Consider the following 24,715-nt stretch of genomic DNA (forward strand, 5'->3'; position numbering starts at 1 on the left):
TGGGTGGTTGACGATGGATCTGATGGGCCGGATCCGGTCGAACCGCTGGCCGCCCGATTCGCTCGGCTGGTGGGCCCGCCCTGGGCAGTCACAGCCTTCGTCGCCTGCCTGATCCGTGTCGGCGCGAGCCGTCTGCTATCTCGTGGAAGCCGTGCCGGGAGACTCGCTCATTTCGGAAGCGCGGTGACGCATTCGTAGTAATGGCCGTCTTCAGGAATCCTTGGCGCGATGTTCCACAACATCTCGCACTTCTCCTGCACAGAGGAGATCATTGGGCCGTTTGAGTTGTAGTAAGCAAATGAGGTTCCACCAAGCGTTTCACCAGACGTACTCAAAATGTCGGACATCGCTTTTACGAACGCGGAGAAACGCGTCGAGTCACCGGTTTGCTGCTCTGCCGTCGAACTAGCATTCTGGGTCCAGCGATAGTATTGATCGATACGCGAATTAGTGGGCTTAGGCGCATCGGGCGGCAGGGCGATGGCGTCGTAGGTACGCGGCCTGTCGCTGAACCCCGCCATCGACCAATAGATCGAAGATGTATCTCCATGATCAACAGTCAAGGGACGGTCTCCGCTATAGTAGAGACAACAGCTGTGTATATTCAATTTCAAGCCAAATCGACTCACGTAGGTCGGTAACTGGCCACAGAATATATCGTAACATTTGTCCGCGTCTCCTGAGCCTTTTTCTTCCGCCTCACCAGCAGCCCCGATTACCGCTAATGCGAATAAACCGGATGTGTCATCGCGGCCTCCGTCAGAGGCTGGGATGTACTTCTTCATGGCCTCGGATGGGTTTTGCAGCTCGTCACGGGAAGGCATCTCAGATATGCAGAGCTTGTGCATTTTGTCATCCTCCTCGGGTCCTTGATCGCTTGGCGTAACGGCTCCATCGAATCGTTCAACGGCCGCCTGCGCGACGAAATACCTCAACATCAGCAGCTTCGGGTCACTCACCCAGGCTCGCGTCGTGATCAGCGACTGGAAGAACGAATACAACCACCGACGAGGACATTCCGCGCTGGGCTACCAGACCCCGGCCGGATACGCTGCAACCTGCATCCACCGATAACCGGTTCTCACACCCGATGGATCGAATCGCGGGTCCCGTCAGGGGCGTTCGGCGTACAGAGAATCGAGGACGCGAGCCCGGCCGAATAACGCATATGACCGCATCGTTTGGTGGAGAACCTCGCCTGCCAGGTCGCGGAGAAGAGTGGCCCATGATTCACAAGAGCTTTTCTATTCTCACAGTAGACCGCCGATCGTGTCAAAACAACGACAATGGCTTGATCGGCAGTGGGTGGTGGCGTTGCTGCGGCCGGGACTGATTCTTCGGCACCGGACTTCGCGTGCCGTTCAGACGAGCAGGACGGTCGGGGAGTCGGGATCGGCACGACAATACCGAACACTCGAATACGGGTTCTCGCCGATCCCGCATCCCGATCAACCGATGAAGTCACTCACCCTGTTCCGCCGGCCCCCCGCCACGCCTCCACTCCAGTTGTACCAGTAGGTGAATTCGGACCGGTCATCAGGCCACCACAGGATTTGCTGGTGCTGGCCGGACCCTACGTCCATAACGGCTGCGTAGGTCCCGCGATCGTACGAGCTGCTGGTTTCGCCGGGGGCCAGCGTGATGATGCTTACGGGGTTGCCCGCATCCCCCTCTTGCAGGAAGACCGAGACGTGGTAATCGGTGTCGTTGTACACCGTGTACGGGGCGACCGAGCTTCGCTCGGCAGGCTTCTGAATCCCAGACAAAGGCACGGTCACTTGTTTGACCGGGGTGTCGGTTACGGTCATTGTCTCCTCCTGTAGCTCATTGCGCTGGCCACGCAGAATCGGTGACGCGGACCCGGCCAGACCGCTTGGAGCCCGCGCCGTTCGAGTGGAATCCGGACGACAGGTCACCGAGAGCAGCGACCCGCGCCTCGGCCCACAGAAGCTCCTGTTCGCACGGTGCAGAGTGTGAGCAGCAGCCCCAGGAGACGTGATTCACCTCTCGGGGGGAATCACGTCTCGTCGGGCAGCCTCATCCACACAACGGTTCGGATTGGAGCTGCGGGGCTTGAGCGCGGAACCGCCGCCGGGCGGTGACGATCTGATATGTGCCATCGAATTCAGCCATGGGTGCGTCCTCACTGTATGAGCGGGGCGCCACCGGATGTCCATCACCGGTCACGCCACGCTGATCTCGTAGTCGTCTTCCAAGGCGAATCTCCAGGATCAATTGAATCAGGATCGCGTCGGGACCGGTCCTGATTCCGCACATCCGCCGAACCGGGCAGAGGTCACCGCGAGCTGCGGGGGCGGCCATGATCAGTCGTCGGGCTGTGCGAGGCGTTCGGCGCGGTAGCGGGCTGCTATGCCGACGTGGTCGTTGCGAAGAACGCTAGATCCGTGACACCCTCAACACCATCCTGCCAGTTGTCATTATAGACAGAGGTACCAGACCAGTTTCATCCGAGAACGTCTGATGTTCAATCGAATTGGCAGATCAGTTCGCCATCTGGCGACGCGCGATGACGTCCGATCGACATTTCCGGCTAGTGCGCAGTGGCACTGCGCATTTTCATGAGCGGTGCCAGGATCATGCGCGCATCACGTGATCGCGCACGCTTACGACATACCTCGGCAGCACCGCGCGCATCACCTCACCAGTCCTGTGCAGACTGGTCGGTCAGAACGACTCGCGCCCTGCGCCGTCATCCTCGATTGCGCAACAGCCAACGGCACCGTCCCGGCGCCCACTTACACCGCCCAGCGCCCCGTCTGGCCGGCTCCTGAACCGCACATGCACGCCACTCGACGCGCACCTGAACACACCGGATCGCCCGATCTGTGCACGCGACGCGACCGCTGGTGGGAAGCTCGAAGGACCGTAAGTGTCGACCGAGAAAGCGAGACACATGGTCGAGAAAGCGAGTGCGTCCGCAGGGACCAACGGGAAGGCTGTGACGGCGCAGCGGCCGGAGGACATCCGGAATGTAGTGCTGGTCGGGCATAGCGGGTCGGGTAAGACCACGTTGGTGGAGGCGTTGGCGCTCACGGCGGGCGCGGTCAATCGCGCGGGCCGGGTCGAGGACGGAACGTCGCTATCGGATTACGACGAGATCGAGCATCGCCAGCACAGATCTGTGCAGCTCTCGGTGGTGCCGATGGCGTGGCGCGGGATCAAGGTCAATCTGCTGGATACCCCCGGATACGCCGATTTCGTCGGTGAGCTGCGCGCGGGCCTGCGCGCGGCGGATGCGGCACTGTTCATCATCTCGGCGGCGGAGGGTGCGGAGGGCGTGAGCGGTGCGACGCGCGCACTGTGGGAGGAGTGCGCCGCAGTCGGGATGCCGCGCGCGATCGTCATCACCCACCTCGATACCGCGCGCGCCGACTTCGACGAGATGACCGAGACCTGTCAGGTCGTACTCGGCGGTGGTTCCTCGGAAAATATCCTCCCGCTGCATCTTCCGGTGTACGGGCCGAAGAGTCCGGACGGTCACCGCCCGGTCACCGGTCTGGTCGAGCTGCTGCCGCACTGCGTGGCCGACTACTCCTCCGGGGAGGAGGTCGAGTGCGAGCCGTCTTCGGATCAGCTGCCGCCGCTCGAGGAGGCACGCAACCGGCTGATCGAGGGCATCATCGCCGAGAGCGAAGACGAAACCCTGATGGAGCGCTACCTCGGCGGCGAGGAAATCGAGCTGGCCGCGCTGGTCGAGGATCTCGAACGGGCCGTCGCCCGGGGCAGCTTCCATCCCGTGCTGTTCGGCGCGCCCGCACCGGAGGGCGCCAAACAGGGGCTCGGCACCGTCGAACTGCTGGAGCTGATCATCGGCGGATTCCCGACACCCTCCGAACATGCGGTTTCGGCGATCACCACCACCAACGGATCCGCACCGACCCCGTTGCACTGCGATCCGGACGGCGCGCTGGCGGCCGAGGTGATCCGCACGGCGTCGGATCCCTACGTCGGCCGTGTCTCGCTGGTCCGTGTCTTCTCCGGCACCCTGCACCCCGACGATACGGTGCATGTCTGCGGTCACGGACTGGAGGACCGCGGCCATGAAAGCCACGACGTGGACGAACGCATCGGCGCCATCACCGCGCCGTTCGGCAAACTGCAGCGCCCGCTCGGCCAGGCCATTGCCGGTGATATCGCGTATGTCACCAAGCTGAGTCACGCGGAGACCGGCGACACCCTGTCCGGCACCGCCACACCGCTGCTGATCGAGCCATGGCGGATGCCCGATCCCCTACTGCCCATTGCCATTCGCGCGCGCAGCAAGGCGGATGAGGACAAGCTCTCCAGCGGCTTGGCCCGGCTGGCAGCCGAGGACCCCGCGATACGGCTGGAACAGAATCCCGATACCCACCAGATCGTGCTGTGGTGCCTGGGTGAGGCGCACCGCGATGTCGCGCTGGAGCGGTTGCGCACCAGGTTCGGCGTGCAGGTCGACGTGATCGATCACAAGGTCGCGCTGCGGGAAACGTTCGCGGGCAAGGCAACCGGCAAGGGCAGGCACGTCAAACAGTCCGGCGGACACGGACAGTACGCGGTCTGCGAGATCGAGGTGGAACCGCTGCCCGGCGGGTCGGGTATCGAATTCGTCGACCGCGTGGTGGGCGGAGTCGTACCGCGGCAATTCATTCCGTCGGTAGAGAAGGGCGTGCGCGCCCAGGCCGCGCGCGGGGTGGCGGCCGGGTACCCGCTGGTCGATCTGCGCGTGACGCTCTTCGACGGCAAGGCGCATTCGGTCGACTCCTCCGATGCCGCCTTCCAGACCGCGGGTGCGCTCGCGTTGCGCGAGGCCGCGACCGCCGCGGGTGTCGACCTGCTCGAGCCGATCGCCGAAGTATGGGTGGTGGTCACCGACGATTATGTCGGTCCGGTGCTCAGCGACCTGTCCGGACGCCGCGGACGCGTGCTGGGCACCGAACCGCACGGTATAGGCCGCACCCGCATCCACGCCGAGGTGCCCGAGCTCGAACTCACCCGCTACGCAATAGATCTGCGCTCGCTCTCGCACGGCACCGGCGATTTCACGCGCTCGTACGTCCGGCACGAGGCGATGCCCCATGCGCTGGCGGGTTCGGTCCGCGAGCAGGCCGGGAAGACGGGCTGATACCCAGCGCCGCAGGATATTTCGTTACCGTCGAAGGAGCCTGGTGATCAGTCCAGAGCGTTTCGTTGTCGACACCGAGCATTTCGGCAAGATCGTGATCACGCGGGCCGACGAAAGGGTGGTCACCACACCGGTATTCGACGATGCCACCGTGGTCACCATCGAGCGCATCGGCCCGCGCACTCGCGAGCGCGTTCCCATCGGCACGCGCAACGCCAAGCGGCTGCGGGCTTCGATCAATGATCGGCCCATCAAATTGACGGTCGGGCGCGGGCATTTCTACCACCGCAGGACTTACCGAGCGGTCGCCGAGGTCGATCACAAGATTTGGCGACTTGTGCCGACAAACCTGCACTCCAGCACGTTGCTGCTCGGGCAAAAAGATCAGGGCGATCAGGTGCTGGGCGAATTCACGCTGACGAGGACGCACCAGATCGATGTGGTGTGGGCGCTGCCGTTCACCGGGCGGACGCCCGTGCGGCAGCCCACCCTGGACGATGCGCTGATCGCCTACACCTTGGTGGCGGCGTTCGGCACCGGTGGCGTCTCGCTGTGGGAGCTCGTGCACATGGTGCTCCCGATCTGAACTTCGGCTACCGCACTCGGAACTTTCGGCTCAGCGACACGCGATTCGGGCCCACCCCGCGAAATGGGATGGGCCCGAGCCGTTCTCGCTAGCCGACCAGGTTCTTCCGAAGCTGCACAAGGGTGCCGCCATCAATGCCGAGGCCCTGGGTCAGGAACTTCCCGAAATCGCCGTAGGCCTGCTCCATCGCATCGATCGCGGTGTCCAGATACTGGTCACGAACCTCTTGCAGCGGAATGAGCAGATCAGGATTCTGCATCAGTCCCGCCTGCTTCACCTGCTCGCGCAGCTTGGCATCCGCAGCGGCCCGATACTGATTCGACAGCAGATAGTCCTGCCGCGCAGTCGATTCCGGCACTCCGACCGCCCGCAACACGATATACGTCAGCCAACCGGTCCGATCCTTACCCGAGGTGCAGTGATACAGCGTCGCCCGATCGGTCGCCGCCAGATCCCGAATCGTCTGCCCGAACTTCGCCCGCGAATCCGCACTGAGGAAGCTCGAATAAACGCGACCCATGATCTCCTCGGCCTTCCCGTTCCCCAGCAGGTCCTCCTGCTTCTGCGGATCCCGCGACTGAATGGCCGCCATCATCTGCTGGAACAACCCGGTGTCATCGATCGGCCGCGCCACCGTCTGCACCCCCGCGGGCACCTTGTCGGCGCCCGCGAACTGCACCTCCGCGGGCGTCCGCAGATCAATGACCGCCTTCAGGTTCAATCCACCGAGCTTCTGCACATCGGAGTCGGTCAACTTCTCCAGCGAATCCGCCCGAATAGCCTTCCCGGACTTGACCTTCGCCCCGTCATACGTCCGATACCCGCCGATATCCCGAACATTGACCGCCCCCTGCAACTCGATCCGTGCGGTGACACTCTCCACCGTCGGCTCGGCCGTCGCCACCGGAGGCGCCCCGGTAGCCGTCAACGCGAATGTCGCTAGGACAGAACCAATTAGAGCAACAGCTGAAATCTTCATGGCGCGGGACAGTAGAGCCGTCTCCCCACCCCCTGCTGACTTTCCCACCGATCCCGCCGCTACTACCCCACTCACCGAGACCGCTATGCCACCCACCGAGACTTCCGCTACTCCCCTCGGCTCATCAGATACTCGGCAGACGGCTCCAACAGCTCCGGATGCTCGCGCCAGTACATGGCGCCATGAATCGCCAACATCGCCCAATGCCAAGCGTCATCATGGAATTCGATTCCGCGAAACGGTCGATCACTCGGCTCATACGGATACGCCTCCCACGCGTCCGCATCGGCCTCCTCCCGCGTGCGCCCGCCATACCGGCGCATCAACCACGCATAGTCGCGCCGCGCATCCCGCAGGTTTCGCACGTACTCGTCTTCGGACCAGGTCATTTGAAATATGGCGGCTTTCGACCTCGGGCTTCGCATTCCATGCAGTGCTCCTCAGCGTGCGTTGGCGATGTCGACGGATAGGTGCCGCCATTGCGAAGTCAACCGCATCAGTGCTTCGGCGGCCGAACCATCCATCGCGGGGCAAAGCCGACGGCCTACCACCAGATGCGGTGGCAGGCGGTGGTTTTCAGCTCGCCGCTTTCTTGACGAGTTCCCCGATCCGGATCTCATCGGCGGCGGTCAATGTGGTGAGCGCGAAGGCGGTCGGCCACATGGCGCCGTCGTCGAGGCTCGCCGAGTCGTTGAAGCCGAAGGTGGCGTACCGCGCCTTGAACTTCTCCGCCGTCTGGAAGAAGCAGACGACCTTGCCGTCCCTGGCGTAGGAGGGCATGCCGTACCAGAGCTTCGGGGTGAGCTCGGGCGCGTTGGCCTTGACAATGGCGTGGATCCGCTCGGCCATGACGCGATCCGAATCCGCCATTTCCGCGATCTTCGCGAGCACATCGGACTCGCCGTCCGCCTTGGCTTTGCGAGCGCCGCGGCGTGCGGCCGTCTTCAGCTCCTGAGCGTGCTCCTTCATCGCTGCGCGCTCTTCATCCGAGAATCCCACCGTGGACTTGCTCTTCGTGGTGCGGGTTGTGGTCATTGCGGTTCCTCCGTTGTGGTGTTGATCGTGATGTCGGTTCGGCTGTCAGCGTTGGTGGGCGCTCACCGGTCCTGAAGCAGCCCCAGGACATTGCCGTCGGGATCGGTGACGGTGGCGACCAGGCGACCTTCACCGACATCGCGCACCGGCTCCTGCACGGTCGCGCCCGCGGCGGTGACCTCGGCCAGCTTCGCCTCGATATCGGACACGTGCCAGTACGCCACCGGCGCGGTCATGCCCTGCGGTCCACCGCCCGGCACCAGCCCGATGTGCTGGCCCGCGACGTCGAAACCGACGTAGAAGGTTCCGTCGATCTGCGGTGGTGCACCGATCAGGGCGGTGTAGACCTCCTTGGCCGCCGCCAGGTCGGAGACGGGATGCAGTACGGTCTTGATTCCCCCGGCCGAGGCGGTGGTCATGAGCACTCCTTCTGCGATGTGGTCCGGATCGTCTTGCGGCGACCAGAATTACGGTAGGCAGCGCTCGCGGGCGCGACATCCGTGCCGAACACGGAAAGCACCACTGAGTGAGCACGGGGCGATGCCCGCACGAGCTACGGGACCGGTACGTGAGAATGGGGACGTGTCAAAGCAGAAGGTGACTGCCGGGATCTCTGACCGCGAGGCCGAAGTCCTGACCCTGATCGGGCAACATCGCAGCAATGCCGAGTTCGGCGCGCAGCTGTACATCTCGGTGCGCACCGTGGAGACCCATGTGTCCTCGCTGCTGCGCAAGGTCGGCGTCCCCGACCGGCGGGCGCTCGCCCAGCGCGCCGCCGAGCTCACCCGGGCCGAGCGGAGCGAGGCGGTGGCCGTCCTCCCCTCGCCATTGACATCGTTCGTCGGCCGGGCCCGGGAGCGTGCCGCATTGCGTCAGGCCGTCGCAGCGCAGCGCCACGTGACCGCACTGGGCCCCGGCGGTGTCGGCAAAACTCGGCTGGCCTTGGCCGTTGCCGCGGATCTGGCCGGTGAATTCGCCGACGGCGCATGGTTCGTCGACCTGGTACCGGTGACCGATCCGGCGATGACCGGATCCGCGGTGGCCCGTGCGCTCGGCCTCGGCGAACAACAGGGTCGTAGCCTCGACGACTCGGTGCTGACCGCCCTCGCTGATCGCCACACCCTGCTCGTCCTCGACAACTGTGAGCACCTGCGCGAGGGCGCGGCACCGTTCATCGAGCGCCTGCTCGCGCATTGCCCGCACGTGACCGTGCTGGCCACCAGCCGGGCTCGGCTCATGGTGCCCTTCGAGCAGGTCTTTGCGGTGCCACCGCTGTCTCTCGACGACGATGCCGCCACCGCGGATGCCATCGCGTTGTTCCTGGACCGAGCCGCCGCCCTGGGCTGGCCCGTCGAGCCGGAGCAATTGGATCAGGTCACCGAGGTCTGCCAGCGGCTCGACGGTCTGGCGCTGCCGATCGAGCTCGCGGCTGCCCGGCTGCCCACCCTCGGTCTCGACGGTCTCACCGCGAGTCTCGCCGATCCGCTGCGGCTCCTGGTCGGTGGACGCCGTGCCGACGACCGGCACCGGTCCGTGCGGGCCATGCTCGACTGGAGCCAGGCCCTGCTGACCACCTCGGACCGGTGCCTGCTCCGACGCGTCTCGGTCTTCGTCGCACCGTTCACCGCCGCCGACGCCGCCGAGGTGGCCGGGTATCCGCCGCTGGCACCGAACGCGGTCGCCGACGGTCTGGCCCGGCTCACCGAGCAGAGCCTGCTCACCGCCGCGCGGTCCGCGGGCGGCACCCGCTACCGGGCCTTGGAGACGATCCGCCAGTACGAGACGGAACAACTCCTCGAGACCGGCGAGCTGTCCGAAGTGCTTGCGCGCCACCTGCATTGGTGCTCGAAGACCGCCGCGGCGCTGACCGGGGACCTGCCGCCCGCCACCGACTGGCGCACCCGATTCGACGCGGCAGCCGACGATATCCGGGCAGCCCTGGCCTGGGCGGCCGAACAATCCGAATTTCGTGCCCACGCACACGATCTGGCCTCGTCCCTGGCTCGACTGACCTTCACCCGGAATCTGGTCGGCGAGTCCCAGCAGCGGTACGAGCAGGCGGCAGCGCTTGCCGATGACCCGCTCGCCGCCGCATCGGCGCTGCGGCACGCCGCCGAGGTCGCCGGTTGTCGGATGCGCGGTGCAGACATGTACCGCCTCTACCGCAGCGCCGCGGACACCGCACGCAGCGCCGGGGACACCGCCAGGGCCGCCCGCGACCTGGCCACGGCCGCGATCACCGTCTATCGAATGTCCGAGGCCTTCTCCGAACCGCCGCCGTCGAATGCGGCCGCGGCGCTGCTGGCCGAGGCCCGCGAGTTGGCCGACGACGACCCGGCCGCCCTGGCCGCGGTCGCCCTGGCCGAGTGCGGAGTGCTCGCCGAGACTGCCGATTCTGCGCCGGAATCTCTTGTGCCCGAGCCGATTATGCTCGCCGAGCGGGCGGTCGACCTGGCCTACCGAACCGGCGATCCGCTGGCCAAGAGCGCGGCCCTCGACGCACTCGCCGCGGCCCAGTGCTGGGCAGGCGATACCTTCGCCACCGCGGCGACCACTCAGCGGCGAGTCGAGTTGCTCGCGGCGATTCCGGTGACACCGGCCAGCGCACTCGAACGGGTCAACGCGCTCGCCGAGGCGTCCGATACCTGTATAGGCGTTGGCGACCTGGATGGGGCCCGCCGTTGGGCCGAACAACTTCGCGACCTCCCCTTGCTGGCCGAACGGGGTGACTTCGCCACCTCGCGGCTGTTGGTGGCGGACGCGCTCGCTGGAAATGCCGACAACGTACTCACCGGCAGTAGGCGATTCCTCGACGCGTGGCAGCTCTCCGGTCACCTGCACGCACCCAACCTCGGCATGGCGGCGGCCGCGGTGGCCATGATCCACGGCCTGCGCGGTGACGACGACGCGCGAGCCGAATGGCTGGTCATCGTCGACGACCTCGGTGTGGCGCCCGACCAGAAGGCCGCCTACAGCGCCGTATTCGATGCCATCGTCCTGCTCCACCACGGACAACCCGATTGTGCCCTGGCGGGCCTCTCGGCCGACCCCGACGAGATGGACGTACAGGTCATCTGGATCTGGCGCCACTGGTACCTCGCACTCCGTGCCGAAGCAGCCGTCCGCGCCGCTCATCCGAATGCCCGTAACTACCTGACCACGGCTCTAACCGCAGTGTCCGGCAACCCGATCGCCACTGCCATGGTCGACCGAGCCACCACCCTGCTCGACAATGCCCCCGAACGCCTACCCGCCACCGCGACTGCATTCGAAACAGCCCACTGCCCCTACCAGCGAGCCCGAACCCTGAGCCTCATGGGCGACAACTCCGCCGCCGCCGCCCTCACGGACCTCGGCCTCACCCCGCCGACGCGGTAGCGGTTGCGTGCACCCATACACAGCAGAAGCTTTGCACCGCAACAGCTCTCGCTCGCCGCACTACTACGCGTTCGATGAGACGGCTCACCCGGTCAGCCATCGACGCCTGCCAACGCAGGACACTCGAAACCGACTACCGGACAGCACCTCAACCCACAGCAGATACACCGATCGAATTGGACGCTGGCATCCAGAATCCTCCTCCACCTGAGCCGAGTTCGTTGAGCCGCTCGAAAGTCGCTCGTACACTGCCGCGACCGATTGCTCGGCAGCCGGGCCGCGACTGTACCTCCTCGCTCCGAGAACTGAAGGGACACCCGGTCAATGCGGAAACGAGCGAGGCGGCCTCAGGCTCCCGGCGAGGTCGGGCAGATGGGCATCGGGATTCTGTTCCGTCACGGCTTTGGACCGCTTTAGAGTGTGCGTGGTTGGTGCCGCCTGGTTGCGGGGGTCAGAAACCGATTGTGTGTGCCGAGCTGGCGGTCTCGAATTCGGTGGGCGCGAGCCAGTCGAGACCGGAGTGGCGCCGTCCCACGTCTCGACCTCAACCTCCACACCGAGAAAGACCCGCCAAGCCACGGCCAGTCGGGTCGTTTCGTGCCTGTCGCGGAAGGTACGCTCACCCCAAATCCCGGCAATTAAGGGGGCACAATGCCAGGTGAACAAGTCGCAGGGGACGACGATCCCGGACGCGCAAACAATACTGCCTCAGCTCGCCGAGAGTTCGGCGCGGCTCTCGGCCGAATTCATCAAGAACGAGGTATGAGTCTTCGGGAACTCGAAGAACGAACTGGAATAAAGCGAGACGTTCTTCACCATTGGATCCACGGAACGAGACTCCCCAGAAACCAGCTCCAAGTGCGCGATCTTCTGGCTGTGTATGGGGTCGACGCGGATTTAACCAACCGCCTGATGGCTCTTCATGCCGCTGCCTCCTTCGGGGGCGCGCAGCAGGTCAATATCAGTGGCGATAACTACGGCGTCATCGTTCACAGTCAACCGCAGGTAGTGAACACGTCACCCAATCTTGCAGAGCGTCAGCAAGAGTTCTTTTTCGACTTCCTTCGGGAATCGTTGAAGCAATACGGGATGACGTTTCGAATCAGCATCGGTGTCGCACTGGCCGGTGCGCTGGTCGTCATGGCAGGGGGCGTTCTCGCTCTCGTCAATGCCGGGAATCCGGATTGGAGCTACGTTCCAGTGGTGACAGCCCTCGCGGGTGTGCTGATCACAACGACTGCGGGTGCGTTCGCCGTCCACGCGAACCGTGCGCGGGTACATCTGACGCACGAGGTGAGCTCGCTGAAGTCCAGCATCCAGGCAGACCACGACATGGCGCAGTCGCTGAAGTTGTCCGAGCATCAGCTGTCGCAGACACTGAAACTCATTGACGGGGTCGCAGATACCGACACGCAGGACCGGCTCAGGTCTATCGCGGCGGCGTGGGCGATGGGGTTGGCACCCGATCCGATCGATCTGTCGAAACATCTGCCGCCGAAGCACATCGATTCGATTCGAGAACATGCAACAGATTGACCATATAGATAAACAGCGGGCCATCCGCCCAGCTGGAAGCATTCGTTTCGGACCCCACGAGATGAGAAGCAAGCCGCAAAATTTCACTACCACCAGCAGGCTTGGACATTCGACTCGGCATCGAATTCATGGCATGATGACAATCGCATCTTTCGGGTTCTACCTCTGAAAGGAATCTGGTGATGAGAATTACCGTTCCAAAGGAGGCTGCTCCGGGCGAGCAAACAACTATACGCTCGCAATCCGGAGAATGGTTCGCTATATGGCGCGGCAGAGAACCTGCCGAGAATGGCACAGAATACGACGTCTAACTCGACATCGACGAAACCGGCTGCTGGGACGGTGGCGCGTCCAACCAGAGGCGCCGGGGTGGCGTATTCATGTCGGACGGTAAAGTTACAGTCTGCGGTCGGGTTTCGATGACATACGACGATGGGGTTTTCGTACTAGACCTTGCTACCGAAAGTGTGATGTTAGAACAGGGTGATCTGTCACCAGCCCCAAAGGAGGGGCAGCATGTGTGTTTCGAGCCAAATTCCGTCCAGCTGTTCCCGATGAATTACTAGCTCTTGTTCATACCGGGATCGACTTATGGGCATGAAGCATCCCGGAGCAACCGCATACAGCTGAGGGAATCGCAGCAACCAGTTTGAACTCCTGATCGACAGCAAGCGGCGCGTCAGAAGGTTACTGGCTCGCCACATCGTGTCTCCGACTATTCGAACCCGTAAAGCGGGCTTCATTAGCGGCAGCGTCCACGTCCCCTGTAGAACTGCGGTCGAGCTGAGCACCATCTCGATCTGTTCGCTTCATCTCTACTTGATCTGTGGACGGACGACGCGAACTACGGGAGCGACACCTTTCGCGGTAGCGGTGGCGGGCGGTGCCTTGATGACAAGATCGCCCGCCAATATGAGGTCGTGACGTAGTCGCGCGGGCGATTCGTCACCGGTTCATGACCTCCGGCGCCAACAGGCATCGCTGCTCTTCCCGCAGGGGCGATCATCATGCTCGTCCGGACTCGGACCGGATCCGGCACGACACCACCAAAACCATCTTGGACACCTACGGCCACCGCTGGCCGGATACAGACGAGTCCACCCGCCAGGCGATCGCCGGAGTGATCGCCCAACGGGTGGACTCTAGTTCTACTGCTGCGTACCTACTGCGTACCGAACGCCCGAATCAGGCGTAAATACGCAGGTCAGGATTACACGTCGAAGTACAGCTCGAACTCGTACGGGTGCGGACGCAGGTTCACTGGGGCGATTTCGTTGTCGCGCTTCAGGTTGATCCAGGTCTCGATGAGGTCCGAGGTGAAGACGTTGCCTTCGGTCAGGTAGTCGTGGTCCTGCTCGAGGCGGTCGATGACCGAGGCCAGGCTGGTGGGGGCCTGCGGGATACCCTTGGCCTCCTCCGGCGGGAGCTCGTAGAGGTCCTTGTCGACCGGGGCCTTCGGCTCGATCTTCTTCTTGATGCCGTCCAGACCGGCCATCATCATGGCGGCGAAGGCCAGGTACGGGTTACCCGAGGAGTCGGGGGCGCGGAACTCGATGCGCTTGGCCTTCGGGTTGTTGCCGGTGACCGGGATGCGGACCGCGGCGGAGCGGTTGCGCTGCGAGTACACCAGGTTGATCGGGGCCTCGTAGCCCGGGACCAGGCGGTGGTAGGAGTTCACGGTCGGGTTGGTGAACGCCAGCAGCGACGGGGCGTGGTGCAGGATGCCGCCGATGTAGTGGCGCGCCAGATCCGACAGGCCCGCGTAACCGGCCTCGTCGTGGAACAGCGGCTTGCCGTCCTTCCACAGCGACTGGTGCACGTGCATGCCCGAGCCGTTGTCACCGAAGAGCGGCTTCGGCATGAAGGTGACGGTCTTGCCCTCGGCCCACGCGGTGTTCTTGACGATGTACTTGAACAGCTGCAGGTCGTCGGCCGCGTGCAGCAGAGTGTTGAAGCGGTAGTTGATCTCGGCCTGACCGGCGGTGCCGACCTCGTGGTGGCCGCGCTCCAGCTCGAAGCCCGCGTTCTGCAGGTTGGTCGAGATCTTGTCGCGCAGGTCGACGTAGTGGTCGTACGGGGCGACGGGGAAGTAGCCGCCCTTGTTGCGGACCTTGTAGCCGCGGTTGCGGGTGCCGTCCGGGTTGAACTCCGCGCCGGTGTTCCAGGAGCCGGAGATCGACTCGATCTCGTAGAAGGCGCCGTTCATGCCCGAGTCGTAGCGGATGGAGTCGAAGATGTAGAACTCGGCCTCGGCACCGAAGTAGGCGGTGTCGGCGATGCCGGTGCTCTTCAGGTACTCCTCCGCCTTGCGCGCGATGTTGCGCGGGTCGCGGCTGTAGGCCTCGCGGGTGAACGGGTCGTGCACGAAGAAGTTGAGGTTCAGCGTCTTGGCGGCGCGGAACGGGTCCAGACGCGCGGTGCTGAAGTCGGGCAGCAGCAGCATGTCCGACTCGTCGATGGACTGGAAGCCACGGACGGAGGAGCCGTCGAACGCTAGCCCTTCCTCAGCGAGGTCAGCGGTGAAAGCCTTCGCGGGGATCGAGAAGTGCTGCTGGACACCCGGAAGATCGCTGAAGCGAATGTCGACGTATTCGACTTCCTCTTCTTTGATGAACTTGATGACCTCGTCGGCCGTGCTGAACGTCACTTGTTCTCCTTACGGATCGGTTCCCAGCCAGTGTCGATTGCATGGGTTCGTCGCGTCCAGACGGTATGGACGCGGTGTTTCCCAGTAGTCAAGGCTGTGTTTCGCCAGTGTTACACGTGCGGCTGGCCGGGTGTTGAAGGCCACCCGGGCTCGAACTGCATGGTAGTCCTGCTATCCATGGCAGCACTCGCCGAGGTCAACTCTGGTTAGTGCGATGTCCTACGACCGGTCGTAGGCGCCTATTCTGGGGGTCATGGCACGCATCAGCGGATCCTGGCTCTCCGGACCTTCGGCGGATCCGGGCGATCCGGCAACCCCCGAGTTCCCCGGCCAGAACCTCGGCCTGCCGCGCTCGGGCGCGGGTTCGCTCGTCGGCCTGTCGCGGCGCATCGCGGCACTGGTGGTGGATTGGTTCATCGCGCTCGGCATCACCGCGATCATCGTCCGGCCCAATCCGGACAAAATCATCGCCGGGCTCGATCTCCCCGCCGGGAAGCCGCGCCCCTCGAACTTCGAAGTGGTCGTGAGCGCGCTGACCACCCCCAACCTGCTGGTCTGGTTCGTGATCGGCGTCGTCGCGGTGTCATTGTTCGGTTTCACCCCCGGCCAGTACTTCCTGCGCCTGCGGGTGATCCGGGTCGATGCCCCGGCGGCCGTCGGTTTCGTCCGCGCACTGGCCCGGCAGGTGCTGCTGGTTTTCGTGGTCCCCGCGCTGTTCACCGACGCCGACGGCCGCGGCATGCACGACCGCGCTACCGGAACCGCCGTCGTTCGCTCGCGATAGCAGGCGGGCCACACAGACCTTCCAGCGGTAAAGACCCGACTTTCATCGGAACGACGGGGTGGGGCACTGCCCATTAGGCTCCGGCGGTGTCTCTGAATCCAGCAATGCTGGCCCTACGCCTGTTCCTCGAACTCACCGCTATCTCCGCCTTCGCGCTCTGCGGGTGGCGGGCGTTCGATTCGCCGTGGCGCTACATCTTGGTTGTGGTGCTGCCGATCGCCGCGGCCACGCTCTGGGGAACATTCGCGGTTCCCGGCGACCCGAGCCGAAGTGGCGCGGCACCGGTCGCCGTGTCGGGGCCGGTCCGGCTGGTGGTGGAGTTCGCCGTGCTCTTCGGCGCCGTCGTAGCACTGTGGTTTGCCGAGCTGCCCAAGTGGGCGTTGGTGCTCACCGTGATCCTGGTCATCTACCACGCCATCGGCTACGACCGGATCACTTGGCTGCTCACGACGCAGCCGTCCGCGTAGCGCGGCCTCGAACCAGTCCGCATCGCAACTCCATTTCCCTGGCCGCGCAGCCCGGGCGTGAGTTGGCACGGATACGCGAAGGCCCGCATCCATCTCGTGGATGCGGGCCTTCGCGGATCTCTCGAAACCGCTCAGCGGCGACGGATGGTGCGCTGGACGCCGCGCATCTTGGCGCCCGCGGGCATCGGGCCCTTGGGCAGTGCGGGACCGCCCTTCGAGCTCAGTGCGGAGAGACGGCCCTCGATGAGGTCTATGCGCTTGGCGTCGATATTGCGGGGCAGCTTGGTGAGGTGCTTCTGCAGTTCCTTGAGCGGGATCTGGCCCTCGTCGTTGCCGATGATGATGTCGTAGATCGGGGTGTCGCCGATGAGCCGGGCGGTGCGCTTCTTCTCCTGGGCCAGTAGCGATTTCAGCCGCTGCGGGGAGCCCTCGCCGATCAGGATGACACCCGGCAGGCCGATCACCCGATGCACCGCATCCAGCTGGGTGGTCGCGGCGATGCCATTGCTGACCCGCCATTTGCCCTGCAGATTCTCCAGCACCCACGCCGCCGCGCCCGCTTGGCCCTCGGCCTTGGCATAGACGTTCCTCTGCACCCGCCGACCGAAGATGATGAAGGCGACCAGCACACCGAGCAGCAGACCGAGCGGCAGCAGGAACCACTGCAGCCCGAAGATCAGGCCGATCACCAGGAATACGACGGTGATGCCGACGACGGCGCCGATCATCAAAGGCAGCAGCAGCTTGTCTTCCTTGCGCTGCATCTGGAACGCCTGCCAGAGCTGCTGGCGACGTTCTTTCGACTGCTGCTTGCGCGCCGCCTTAGCCGCGGCCTTCGCTTCCTTCGACGGTGTGCCGCCCTTGCCTACTGCCATGGTTCACAGAATAGTGCCACGTCGCGCGGGTCTCCCCACCGCGTCAGTTCACGCCGCGGCGGGCGATCGGCCCCAACACGGTGAGATCCAGATCACCCGAGGTCTCGGTCCAGCCCATGGCGCGCAGTTCCACCGGGGTGCCGACACCGAGCGCGTCGCGCAGGCCGATGGCTACCGACCTCGCGAGTCCGACCAGGGTGTCCAGGGAAAGGGGCCACAGCAGGGTGCGGGTCCAATTGTCGATCTGGCGCCGCGCGACGGGCTCGCGCCAGCCGAGATCGCGCAGCATGCGCTCACCGGTCGGCGAGATGGGTTGGGTGAGATAGGAATTGCCCGCCAGTTCGACGGATAACTTGATGTCGTATTGTACGAATTGGACGTATCGATTGCCGGGCGCGGCGATGATCAGCGTTGCCCGGGAAGGTAGTTCGGATAGGCATTGCGCCAGCGCCCGCACGAATTTGTCCCAATCCGTGGTCACCGGCTCGCTCATATTTCCCCCGGGGACTCGCACGGGCCCGATCTTACGCCGCGCCGCCTGAGACACCAGTCGAATCTTGTTGGCCGAATGCGAACTTCACATCGGTGATAGCCAAAGCAAATGGCCCGCCGTTCACTCGAACGACGGGCCGTTCACGGCCACGAGTCACGCGGCGGCGTGGACCGATCCCGAAGGCATCGTCCGGTGCTGCGGCCGGTCGTGGCGCGTTTCCAGTTCCGGGACGCGGCCCAGCCCGCGGAAAACCGGAACACCGAGCTTGCGGCTCGCGGGCCGCAGTGCCCACGACACCACCACACATATCGCGAAAAAGCCCGTGTAGATCAGATGATTCGCAGCGGAATGGTGTCCGATATGCGATGCGAGTCCACCGGTCAGATCGAAAAACGCACCGGCATAGGCCCATTCCTTCACCAGCGGAAAACGCGGCGCCGCAATGGCCATGGCGCCGAGCACTTTCCAGAATCCGAGGATGGTCATGACATAGGTTGGATAACCTAATTCCGTCATCCCCGCCGCAGTGCCGCCGCGTTGGGTCAGGTCGGCGACACCGCCCGTCGCGAGTACGAAAATCAATAGTCCGGTGGTGACCCGATATCCGATCGTTCGTGTCTTGCTCATCGCGGCTCTCCTGCCCTCGTGCCATCGGCGTGCTTCCGCGCGCCGTCACACCCCTGACCAGTGCGGCGGTCGAGATGTGACAGGCAAGGCTCAGCCCGCCCGCAGCTCGAGTTCCATGAGCTCCAAGGTCTCCGGGTCGGCGAGCAAGTCGATGGCGACGATGCGTCCCTCGGAGACCGTGAAATCGAAGACCACACGCGGTGTACCGCCGACGGCCCAGACCATGCCGGCACGCCCGTCGACGAGCGCGAGTTGCGCCCCCTTTGCCCGGCCGGAGAACGTCTGCGCGACGGCGTCCGCACCGCGGGCTGCCGTGGCGCCGGTGGCGAGGGCCGCGGCATCGACGCGCAGCACCACATCCGGATCGAGCAGGGTCAGCAATGCCGCGAATTCGCCACCGCGTGCCGCGGCGAGGAACGCGTCGACCACCTCACGCTGACGATCGCGATCGACGGCGGCCCTGGCACCCTGCACCCGCCGCCGCGCCCGGCTGGCCAATTGCCGCGCGGCCGCCGGGGTTTTGCCGACGATCGGGGCGATCTCGTCGAACGGCACGGCGAACATATCGTGCAAGACGAACGACAGCCGCTCCGGCGGTGCCAGGGTGTCGAGTACGACGAGCAATGCGAGACCGATCGAATCGCCGAGCACCGCTTCCTGTTCCGGACCGTCGACCTCCGGCAGCGGTTCGACATCGTCGAGCGGTTCCTCGCGCCGCGTCTTGCGGGACTGCAGCATATTCAGGCAGAGGCGTGCGACGACGGTGGTCAGCCAGCCACCCAGATTCTCGATCTCATCGCTATCGGAGCGACTGAGTCGCAGCCAAGCTTCTTGGACGGCGTCATCGGCCTCGCTGCCGGAGCCGAGTATGCGATACGCGACCGCGAGCAGATGGGTGCGGTGCTCCTCGAAGCGCTCGGCAAGAAAATTCTCGTCCATTTGTCACATTCTCCCGATGGTGCTGGTCAGGTACACGAACCGGAAGCCAGAACCGGAACGACCAGCACTGCGAACAAGGAGCGAATCATGACCGCTGGACTGCAGACCATCGTGTACCCGGTGACCGACCTGGTCAAGGCGAAGAGCGTGTACGGCACACTGTTCGGCTCGGAGCCGACCGCCGATACCCCGTACTACGTCGGCTACCGGGTGGCGGGCCAGGACATCGGCCTCGACCCGAATGGCGCGAAGAAGGGCATGACCGGCCCGGTCGGCTACTGGCACGTCGAAGACATCACCGAGCAGATCGCCGCCATGGTCGAGGCGGGCGCCACGCTGCAGGACGAGCCCCGCGACGTCGGCGGCGGCAAATTGATCGCCACCCTCACCGACACCGACAACAACGTCATCGGCCTGCTCCAGCCGTAATCCGCCCAGTCCAGAACTGGACCGCTGATCACTGTGCACGCAGGGCGGCAACCGTCGAGTGCGGACCTCAGCGCATGGTGATCGGCCGTTCCGGACAGTTCGGCCGAACGGACTGCGAAAAGTCCCCGCCGCAGCAGGGTAGGAAGGAGAGGATCGACGCGTGGGCGCGCGAAATCATGTGCCGACGCGCAGAGCCGAGGGGCAGATATGAGTTCGTTCGAGCAGTATCAGGTGCGGCCGGTCGGCTGGGTGCGCTCGCCGCTGAGCAATCGGGCGGATGCGCCCCGACAAGGTGACGAAGGCGCTCCGCCAGCGGATATCGTGCTGAATTCGGAGGTGGCGACGGCGGCAAAGGATCTGCGCCCCGGCGATGAGGTCATCGTGCTCACCTGGCTGCACCAAGCGGATCGGGCGGTGCTCGCGGTGCATCCGCGCGGGGACCAGGCGCGGCCGGAGACCGGAGTGTTCGCGACGCGCTCACCCGATCGGCCGAATCCCATTGGACTGCATCGGGTCACGATCGCCGAAAGCGACGGGCGCATCCTCACCGTGCACGGTCTGGAAGCGATCGATGGCACCCCGGTGCTGGATCTGAAGCCGGTCCTCGGTCCGGCGGCGGAGCGATGAGCGTCGGGTGATACCCCCGTTCCGGGGGCTGGACTAACGACCAGCAGCGGTCGATAGTTCTCGAGTGATTGTGGGTTCAGTGTTGTGGCGTGGGTTGGCCGGGGTTCTGCTGATGCTCGGCGTGCTGGCGCCGGTGACCGCGGCGGAGCCGGTTGGCGTGCCGTATCAGTGGTCGCAGAGCTACCTCACCGCCGCGGACGGCACCCGGCTGCACGCCGATATTCTGCGGCCGGCGGGCATCGCCGAGGACATCCGCACGCCGGTGGTGCTCACCGTCAGTCCGTATCGCTCGCATTCCGCCTATCTGACCGTGCCGCGGCTGGAGGGCGGTCCGTCCACCGACGACCTGCATGTGGCGATGTTCCTGAATGCGGGCTACACCTACGTCATCGTCGATCTGCGCGGCTTCGGCGGCTCGTCCGGCTGCCCGGATTTCGGTGGGCCGGGCGAACGTTCGGATGTGGCCACCGCGGTGCAGTGGGCGGCAGCGCAACCGTGGTCGACCGGCCGGGTGGGCATGGTCGGCACCTCTTACGAGGGCTGGACCGGGATGATGGGCTTGGCGACCAAGCCCGCGGGTCTGGCTGCCGTCGCATCGTTCGGCCCGGTCGTCGACCCGTATTCGTATGTGTACATGCAGGGCGTTTCCTGGAAGTTCTCCGGTAAGCCGGTGACCGAGCAGGGCATTCGGCCGTCGGATACGACCGGTATCGAGCATCTGCTGATCGCCTCCACACCGGGTCGCCCCGACGACTCCCCCGAGTACCAGTCCAACGCCGTCCAAATATCCCCCGAGTGCTATGCGCAATTCGCGGCGAACACCACGAATCACGATGGCGGCACCGAGTTCTGGCGCGCACGCGATCTCGTGGAACAGTTGCGCGGCAATACGATTCCACTGTTCGTCAGCCAGGGCTTCCTCGACTACAACACCCGCGCCTATCGCGTATTCGACGTCTGGAACGCGCTCGGTCCCGGCGATCACCGCGCCTGGTTCGGTGAATGGGGCCACAGCGACTGCGACGTCAAATGCGGCAGACCGGATTTCGATACCGAACTGCTCGCCTTCTTCGACAAGCACGTCGCCGGCCGCGATGTCGAAGTGCCCGGCCCACGCATCACCGTCGGCCAGTTCGACGGGGGCTGGCGCTCGGAAACCGCTTGGCCGCCCGCGGATGCCCGCCGCGTCCCGATCGACCTGCGGACCGGCGTCTACACCGACCGCGGCCTGCTCCCCGGGCCCGATCGAGAAATCTGGTCCGTCTCCGAACCACTGACCACCGATCAGCACATCTCCGGAATCCCGACGGCCGCGCTGCACCTGTCCGGTCCGCCCGCCGCGACGGTCGCGGTCGAACTGTTCGATATCGCACCCGAGGGCCGCGCCACCGTCATCACCCGCGGCATCGCCCCCGTCGCCGACACCGCCGACATCAGACTGCTGGCCCAGGACTGGCCGCTGCGCGCCGGGGACCGCCTCGGTGTGCGGATCACCGACGTCGTCGACGACGTCTGGTCACATGCCGCCGCCAACAGCCAGGTCACCGTGCTCGCGGCCCGCCTGGAACTCCCGCTGCTCACCACCCCGCGCACCCCCGACCTCACCGGCGGCACCAGTGACACCTGGACGAAATGGCGTGACCAGAAGGTCCGCACCCTCGGCCCCGATGTGTTGAACAATGCAGTGATGCCCATGAACTTGCCGAACGATTCCGGCTCTCGATGACAAGTAGCGCCGCGCAGACCCACCCGACTGCTGTGGTGGTCGACGCCCATATCGCCGAACGCCTCGCCTACGCCCTGCGATGCGCGACGATTTCGCACGAGCCGCCGGATATCGCCCCCGGCGGGCCGCGGGGTGCCGTACCCACCGAGCAGACGGGCACAGGTGCCACTGACCGGTCGGAGGCCGGGTCCACCGACCGATCAGCCGAGGCGTCCACCAACCAGACGGCCACGAGATCCACCGCGGCCGGTACCGAGCCCACCCCGAAGGCAGACGCCGCTGACGTGTACGACAGCGACGCCGAGTTCGTCCGTCTGGGCGCGCACCTCGAGCGCTCGTTCCCACTCGTGCACGCCGAACTGGAGTTGGAGCGGTTCGGGCACAGCAGGCTGTACCGCTGGTCCGGTGTCGAGCCGGATAAGGTGTCGGCGATTCTGCTCGCGCATCAGGACGTGGTGCCGGTTGATGATCTACGACGGTGGACGCACCCACCGTTCGCGGGCGTGGTGGACGACGAATTCATTTGGGGCCGTGGGGCGATCGATGACAAGAGTCGGCTGATCGCCATCTTGGAGGCGGTCGAATCCGCGCTCGCGGCGGGAATTCGACCGCGGCACACCATCTATCTGGCGTTCGGGCACGACGAGGAGGTGTTCGGGGATGAGGGTGCGGTCCGGATTGCGCGTCGGCTGCGGGAATCCGGTGTGCGCGCGGATCTGCTGCTCGATGAGGGCGGAGTAATCCTCGACGGCGTCGCGGACGGCGTCGACCGGCCGGTCGCCTCGATCATGGTGGGCGAGAAAGGCTATGCGACCGTTCGGCTTTCGGTATCGGCGGTGGGCGGGCATTCGTCCATGCCCGGTGCGCAGACCGCTGTCGGCCGGATCGCGCGCGCCGTGGGCCGAGTCCAAGATCATCCGATGCCGCTGCGGATGACGCCGGTGGTGGCCGATATGCTCGCGCGACTGCGCAGCGTCATGCCGGAGTATCGCCGTCGCCTGCTCGCATTCGCCGGATTGGCCGCACCTGTGATCACCCGGGTGATGGCGGCCCGTCCGCAGACTGAGGCGCTGGTGCGCACGACGACCGCGCCGACGGTCATCCGCGGCGGCGTCAAACCCAATGTGCTGCCGCAGCAAGCCGAGGCCCTGGTGAATTTCCGCATCCTGCCCGGCGATTCGGTCGCGGCGGTGCTCGCACACTGCCGCAAGGTGGTGCGCGACGCGGGCGTGCGGATCGAACTCATCGGCATGACCTCGGAGCCGTCCCCCGGCAAACCGCCCGGCCCGGCGTTCGACCTGATCGCCGACCTCGCCGCGGCCGTCGTCCCCGGTATCGCGGTGACCACCGGAATCGTCCCCGGGGCCACCGACTCCCGGCATTACGACGACCTCGCCGCGACGCGCTGCAACTTCGCTCCCATCGTGCTGACCCAGGCCGATCTGGAAACGATCCATGGAACCGACGAGCGCATCTCGCTGGTGAACTACGCTCGGCTCATCGAGTTCAACCGGCGGCTGATCGATCAGCTCGCGGCGCCGCCACCGACCCCAGGAGCCGATGCATGACAACCGATCCGAAGGCCAGCGAGTCCCCCGAGCCGGTACCGGGTATCGAGACCGGCGAATTCGACGGCGCCGGCAGCCGGATCGCGTGGCGCGCCTGGCTTCCTGAAACCGAGGCACGTGCGGTGATCGTGCTCGTGCACGGCGTCGCCGAACACTCGGGCCGCTACGCCCATGTCGGAAAGCGGCTGGCCGACAGCGGTTTCGCCGTCTACGCACTCGATCACCTCGGCCACGGCAAGTCCGCGGGCAATAACGCGAATATCGGGTCCATGGCGGGCTCCGCCGACAATGTCGCGGATATGCTGAAGATCGCCAGCCGCGAACATCCGGACGTGCCGCGGTTCCTGGTCGCGCATTCGATGGGCAGCCTGATCACGCTGTATCTGGCCACTCGCGCACCGATCGACGTCGACGGCATCGTGGTCTCGGCGCCGCCGCTGGATATCGCCGTCGGCAACCCGCTGCAGCGCCTGGTGGGCCCGCTGCTGTCCCGGTTCGCCCCGAATCTCGGTGTGCTGAAACTGGATTCGTCGATGATCAGCCGCGATCCCGAGGTGGTCCGCGCCTACGACGACGATCCGCTCGTCTTCCGCGGCAAACTCCCGGCCCGCACCGGCATGGAAATGCTGAACGCCACCGAATTCGTCAAGAGCCGTCTGGACAAGCTCACCGTGCCGCTGCTGGTGCTGCACGGCACCGCCGACGCCATCGCCGCACCGTCGAGCACCGACAAGATCGAGCGATCCGCGGGCTCCAAAGACCTCACGGTGATCCGCTACGAGGGCCTCTACCACGAGGTCTTCAACGAACCCGAACAGGACAAGGTGCTCTCCGATGTGGTCGAGTGGCTGGAGGCGCACCTGACGGGCGAGTAGACCCCCTACCGGGCAAGTAAGC

Annotated in this window: 22 protein-coding genes and 1 pseudogene; 12 read left to right on the forward strand and 11 right to left on the reverse strand. The window is 65.1% G+C overall.

Translation table 11 applies throughout. The features are described 5' to 3' along the window. Window positions 1-167: 167 nt before the first annotated feature. A complete protein-coding gene (locus ACQP1G_RS32890; RefSeq protein WP_433193549.1) occupies window positions 168-848 on the reverse strand; it encodes a hypothetical protein in 681 nt (226 codons plus the stop codon). Between the two features lie 33 nt (window positions 849-881). Between ACQP1G_RS32890 and ACQP1G_RS32895 the strand changes: the two are divergent. Continuing rightward, a pseudogene (locus ACQP1G_RS32895) lies at window positions 882-1,074 on the forward strand (integrase core domain-containing protein); the annotation flags it as partial. Between the two features lie 374 nt (window positions 1,075-1,448). On the opposite strand, the gene ACQP1G_RS32900 reads toward ACQP1G_RS32895, so the two are convergent. Continuing rightward, window positions 1,449-1,808, reverse strand: coding sequence for a hypothetical protein (locus ACQP1G_RS32900; RefSeq protein ID WP_433193550.1), 360 nt, complete (start codon window positions 1,806-1,808; stop codon window positions 1,449-1,451). Window positions 1,809-2,914: 1,106 nt separating this feature from the next. Between ACQP1G_RS32900 and ACQP1G_RS32905 the strand changes: the two genes are divergently transcribed. Further along, the gene (locus tag ACQP1G_RS32905; protein ID WP_433193552.1) at window positions 2,915-5,122 is read left to right on the forward strand and encodes an elongation factor G-like protein EF-G2; all 2,208 of its coding nucleotides are present in this window, start codon (window positions 2,915-2,917) and stop codon (window positions 5,120-5,122) included. Window positions 5,123-5,165: 43 nt separating this feature from the next. Further along, window positions 5,166-5,708: a hypothetical protein gene (locus ACQP1G_RS32910; protein ID WP_433193553.1), complete on the forward strand. Its 543-nt coding sequence runs from the start codon at window positions 5,166-5,168 to the stop codon at window positions 5,706-5,708. 88 nt (window positions 5,709-5,796) lie between these two features. On the opposite strand, the gene ACQP1G_RS32915 is transcribed toward ACQP1G_RS32910, so the two are convergent. The 4 genes from ACQP1G_RS32915 to ACQP1G_RS32930 form a co-directional block, all read right to left on the reverse strand. Next, window positions 5,797-6,612: a tyrosine-protein phosphatase gene (locus ACQP1G_RS32915; protein ID WP_433193554.1), complete on the reverse strand. Its 816-nt coding sequence runs from the start codon at window positions 6,610-6,612 to the stop codon at window positions 5,797-5,799. 182 nt (window positions 6,613-6,794) lie between these two features. Next, the gene (locus tag ACQP1G_RS32920; protein WP_433193555.1) at window positions 6,795-7,076 is read right to left on the reverse strand and encodes a hypothetical protein; all 282 of its coding nucleotides are present in this window, start codon (window positions 7,074-7,076) and stop codon (window positions 6,795-6,797) included. A 187-nt stretch (window positions 7,077-7,263) separates the two neighbouring features. Next, window positions 7,264-7,722: an iron chaperone gene (locus ACQP1G_RS32925; protein ID WP_433193557.1), complete on the reverse strand. Its 459-nt coding sequence runs from the start codon at window positions 7,720-7,722 to the stop codon at window positions 7,264-7,266. A gap of 62 nt (window positions 7,723-7,784) precedes the next feature. Next, on the reverse strand, window positions 7,785-8,141 hold the full coding sequence (locus tag ACQP1G_RS32930) for a VOC family protein (RefSeq protein ID WP_433193558.1): 357 nt from the start codon (window positions 8,139-8,141) through the stop codon (window positions 7,785-7,787). A gap of 163 nt (window positions 8,142-8,304) precedes the next feature. Between ACQP1G_RS32930 and ACQP1G_RS32935 the strand changes: the two genes are divergently transcribed. Both ACQP1G_RS32935 and ACQP1G_RS32940 read left to right on the forward strand, forming a co-directional pair. Continuing rightward, complete coding sequence (locus ACQP1G_RS32935; RefSeq protein ID WP_433193559.1) at window positions 8,305-11,100, forward strand: LuxR C-terminal-related transcriptional regulator; 2,796 nt, start codon at window positions 8,305-8,307, stop codon at window positions 11,098-11,100. A 651-nt stretch (window positions 11,101-11,751) separates the two neighbouring features. Next, window positions 11,752-12,636 carry a helix-turn-helix domain-containing protein gene (locus ACQP1G_RS32940; RefSeq protein ID WP_433193561.1) on the forward strand — a complete coding sequence of 295 codons (885 nt, stop codon included), beginning with the start codon at window positions 11,752-11,754 and terminating at the stop codon, window positions 12,634-12,636. Between the two features lie 1,210 nt (window positions 12,637-13,846). On the opposite strand, the gene glnA is transcribed toward ACQP1G_RS32940, so the two are convergent. After that, the gene (gene glnA / locus ACQP1G_RS32945; protein WP_433193562.1) at window positions 13,847-15,283 is read right to left on the reverse strand and encodes a type I glutamate--ammonia ligase; all 1,437 of its coding nucleotides are present in this window, start codon (window positions 15,281-15,283) and stop codon (window positions 13,847-13,849) included. A 253-nt stretch (window positions 15,284-15,536) separates the two neighbouring features. Here glnA and ACQP1G_RS32950 point away from each other — a divergent pair, with 253 nt between their 5' ends. Beyond that, window positions 15,537-16,067 (forward strand): RDD family protein, encoded by a 531-nt coding sequence (locus ACQP1G_RS32950; protein WP_433193563.1) that lies wholly within the window; start codon window positions 15,537-15,539, stop codon window positions 16,065-16,067. An 86-nt stretch (window positions 16,068-16,153) separates the two neighbouring features. After that, on the forward strand, window positions 16,154-16,534 hold the full coding sequence (locus ACQP1G_RS32955; RefSeq protein WP_433193564.1) for a YrdB family protein: 381 nt from the start codon (window positions 16,154-16,156) through the stop codon (window positions 16,532-16,534). A gap of 131 nt (window positions 16,535-16,665) precedes the next feature. Here ACQP1G_RS32955 and ACQP1G_RS32960 read toward each other — a convergent pair whose 3' ends face one another. The 4 genes from ACQP1G_RS32960 to ACQP1G_RS32975 all read right to left on the reverse strand — a co-directional run bounded on the left by ACQP1G_RS32960 (window position 16,666) and on the right by ACQP1G_RS32975 (window position 19,468). Further along, window positions 16,666-17,409: a DUF4191 domain-containing protein gene (locus ACQP1G_RS32960; protein ID WP_433193565.1), complete on the reverse strand. Its 744-nt coding sequence runs from the start codon at window positions 17,407-17,409 to the stop codon at window positions 16,666-16,668. Between the two features lie 43 nt (window positions 17,410-17,452). Then, window positions 17,453-17,923, reverse strand: a complete 471-nt coding sequence (locus ACQP1G_RS32965; protein WP_433193566.1) for a TY-Chap domain-containing protein — start codon at window positions 17,921-17,923, stop codon at window positions 17,453-17,455. A 132-nt stretch (window positions 17,924-18,055) separates the two neighbouring features. Continuing rightward, the gene (locus tag ACQP1G_RS32970) at window positions 18,056-18,529 is read right to left on the reverse strand and encodes a DoxX family protein (protein ID WP_433193567.1); all 474 of its coding nucleotides are present in this window, start codon (window positions 18,527-18,529) and stop codon (window positions 18,056-18,058) included. A 90-nt stretch (window positions 18,530-18,619) separates the two neighbouring features. After that, the gene (locus ACQP1G_RS32975; protein WP_433193568.1) at window positions 18,620-19,468 is read right to left on the reverse strand and encodes a sigma-70 family RNA polymerase sigma factor; all 849 of its coding nucleotides are present in this window, start codon (window positions 19,466-19,468) and stop codon (window positions 18,620-18,622) included. A gap of 87 nt (window positions 19,469-19,555) precedes the next feature. Here ACQP1G_RS32975 and ACQP1G_RS32980 point away from each other — a divergent pair, with 87 nt between their 5' ends. The 5 genes from ACQP1G_RS32980 to ACQP1G_RS33000 all read left to right on the forward strand — a co-directional run bounded on the left by ACQP1G_RS32980 (window position 19,556) and on the right by ACQP1G_RS33000 (window position 24,693). Next, window positions 19,556-19,897, forward strand: a complete 342-nt coding sequence (locus ACQP1G_RS32980; protein ID WP_433193569.1) for a VOC family protein — start codon at window positions 19,556-19,558, stop codon at window positions 19,895-19,897. 207 nt (window positions 19,898-20,104) lie between these two features. Further along, entirely contained in the window at window positions 20,105-20,524 is a 420-nt protein-coding gene (gene tsaA, locus ACQP1G_RS32985; RefSeq protein WP_433193570.1) for a tRNA (N6-threonylcarbamoyladenosine(37)-N6)-methyltransferase TrmO, read from the forward strand. Between the two features lie 64 nt (window positions 20,525-20,588). Next, on the forward strand, window positions 20,589-22,250 hold the full coding sequence (locus ACQP1G_RS32990; RefSeq protein ID WP_433193571.1) for a CocE/NonD family hydrolase: 1,662 nt from the start codon (window positions 20,589-20,591) through the stop codon (window positions 22,248-22,250). Beyond that, on the forward strand, window positions 22,247-23,818 hold the full coding sequence (locus ACQP1G_RS32995; protein ID WP_433193572.1) for a M20/M25/M40 family metallo-hydrolase: 1,572 nt from the start codon (window positions 22,247-22,249) through the stop codon (window positions 23,816-23,818). The genes ACQP1G_RS32990 and ACQP1G_RS32995 overlap by 4 nt, the downstream gene beginning before the upstream one ends. Next, window positions 23,815-24,693 carry an alpha/beta hydrolase gene (locus ACQP1G_RS33000; protein WP_433193573.1) on the forward strand — a complete coding sequence of 293 codons (879 nt, stop codon included), beginning with the start codon at window positions 23,815-23,817 and terminating at the stop codon, window positions 24,691-24,693. The genes ACQP1G_RS32995 and ACQP1G_RS33000 overlap by 4 nt, the downstream gene beginning before the upstream one ends. Window positions 24,694-24,715: the final 22 nt, after the last annotated feature.

Origin of the sequence: Nocardia sp. CA-107356, assembly GCF_050946365.1 — a bacterium.
In the GTDB taxonomy this organism is placed as follows: Bacteria; Actinomycetota; Actinomycetes; order Mycobacteriales; family Mycobacteriaceae; genus Nocardia.

What these genes read in the sequence shown, in the direction of transcription:
- ACQP1G_RS32925 (WP_433193557.1), bottom strand. Translation starts at nt 7,722, where the DNA reads ATGACCACAACCCGCACCACGAAGAGCAAGTCCACGGTGGGATTCTCG.
- ACQP1G_RS32920 (WP_433193555.1), bottom strand. Translation starts at nt 7,076, where the DNA reads ATGACCTGGTCCGAAGACGAGTACGTGCGAAACCTGCGGGATGCGCGG.
- ACQP1G_RS32940 (WP_433193561.1), top strand. Translation starts at nt 11,752, where the DNA reads ATGCCAGGTGAACAAGTCGCAGGGGACGACGATCCCGGACGCGCAAAC.
- ACQP1G_RS32960 (WP_433193565.1), bottom strand. Translation starts at nt 17,409, where the DNA reads ATGGCAGTAGGCAAGGGCGGCACACCGTCGAAGGAAGCGAAGGCCGCG.
- ACQP1G_RS32980 (WP_433193569.1), top strand. Translation starts at nt 19,556, where the DNA reads ATGACCGCTGGACTGCAGACCATCGTGTACCCGGTGACCGACCTGGTC.
- ACQP1G_RS32995 (WP_433193572.1), top strand. Translation starts at nt 22,247, where the DNA reads ATGACAAGTAGCGCCGCGCAGACCCACCCGACTGCTGTGGTGGTCGAC.
- tsaA (WP_433193570.1), top strand. Translation starts at nt 20,105, where the DNA reads ATGAGTTCGTTCGAGCAGTATCAGGTGCGGCCGGTCGGCTGGGTGCGC.
- ACQP1G_RS33000 (WP_433193573.1), top strand. Translation starts at nt 23,815, where the DNA reads ATGACAACCGATCCGAAGGCCAGCGAGTCCCCCGAGCCGGTACCGGGT.
- ACQP1G_RS32975 (WP_433193568.1), bottom strand. Translation starts at nt 19,468, where the DNA reads ATGGACGAGAATTTTCTTGCCGAGCGCTTCGAGGAGCACCGCACCCAT.
- ACQP1G_RS32900 (WP_433193550.1), bottom strand. Translation starts at nt 1,808, where the DNA reads ATGACCGTAACCGACACCCCGGTCAAACAAGTGACCGTGCCTTTGTCT.
- ACQP1G_RS32890 (WP_433193549.1), bottom strand. Translation starts at nt 848, where the DNA reads ATGCACAAGCTCTGCATATCTGAGATGCCTTCCCGTGACGAGCTGCAA.
- ACQP1G_RS32950 (WP_433193563.1), top strand. Translation starts at nt 15,537, where the DNA reads ATGGCACGCATCAGCGGATCCTGGCTCTCCGGACCTTCGGCGGATCCG.
- ACQP1G_RS32930 (WP_433193558.1), bottom strand. Translation starts at nt 8,141, where the DNA reads ATGACCACCGCCTCGGCCGGGGGAATCAAGACCGTACTGCATCCCGTC.
- ACQP1G_RS32970 (WP_433193567.1), bottom strand. Translation starts at nt 18,529, where the DNA reads ATGAGCAAGACACGAACGATCGGATATCGGGTCACCACCGGACTATTG.
- ACQP1G_RS32905 (WP_433193552.1), top strand. Translation starts at nt 2,915, where the DNA reads ATGGTCGAGAAAGCGAGTGCGTCCGCAGGGACCAACGGGAAGGCTGTG.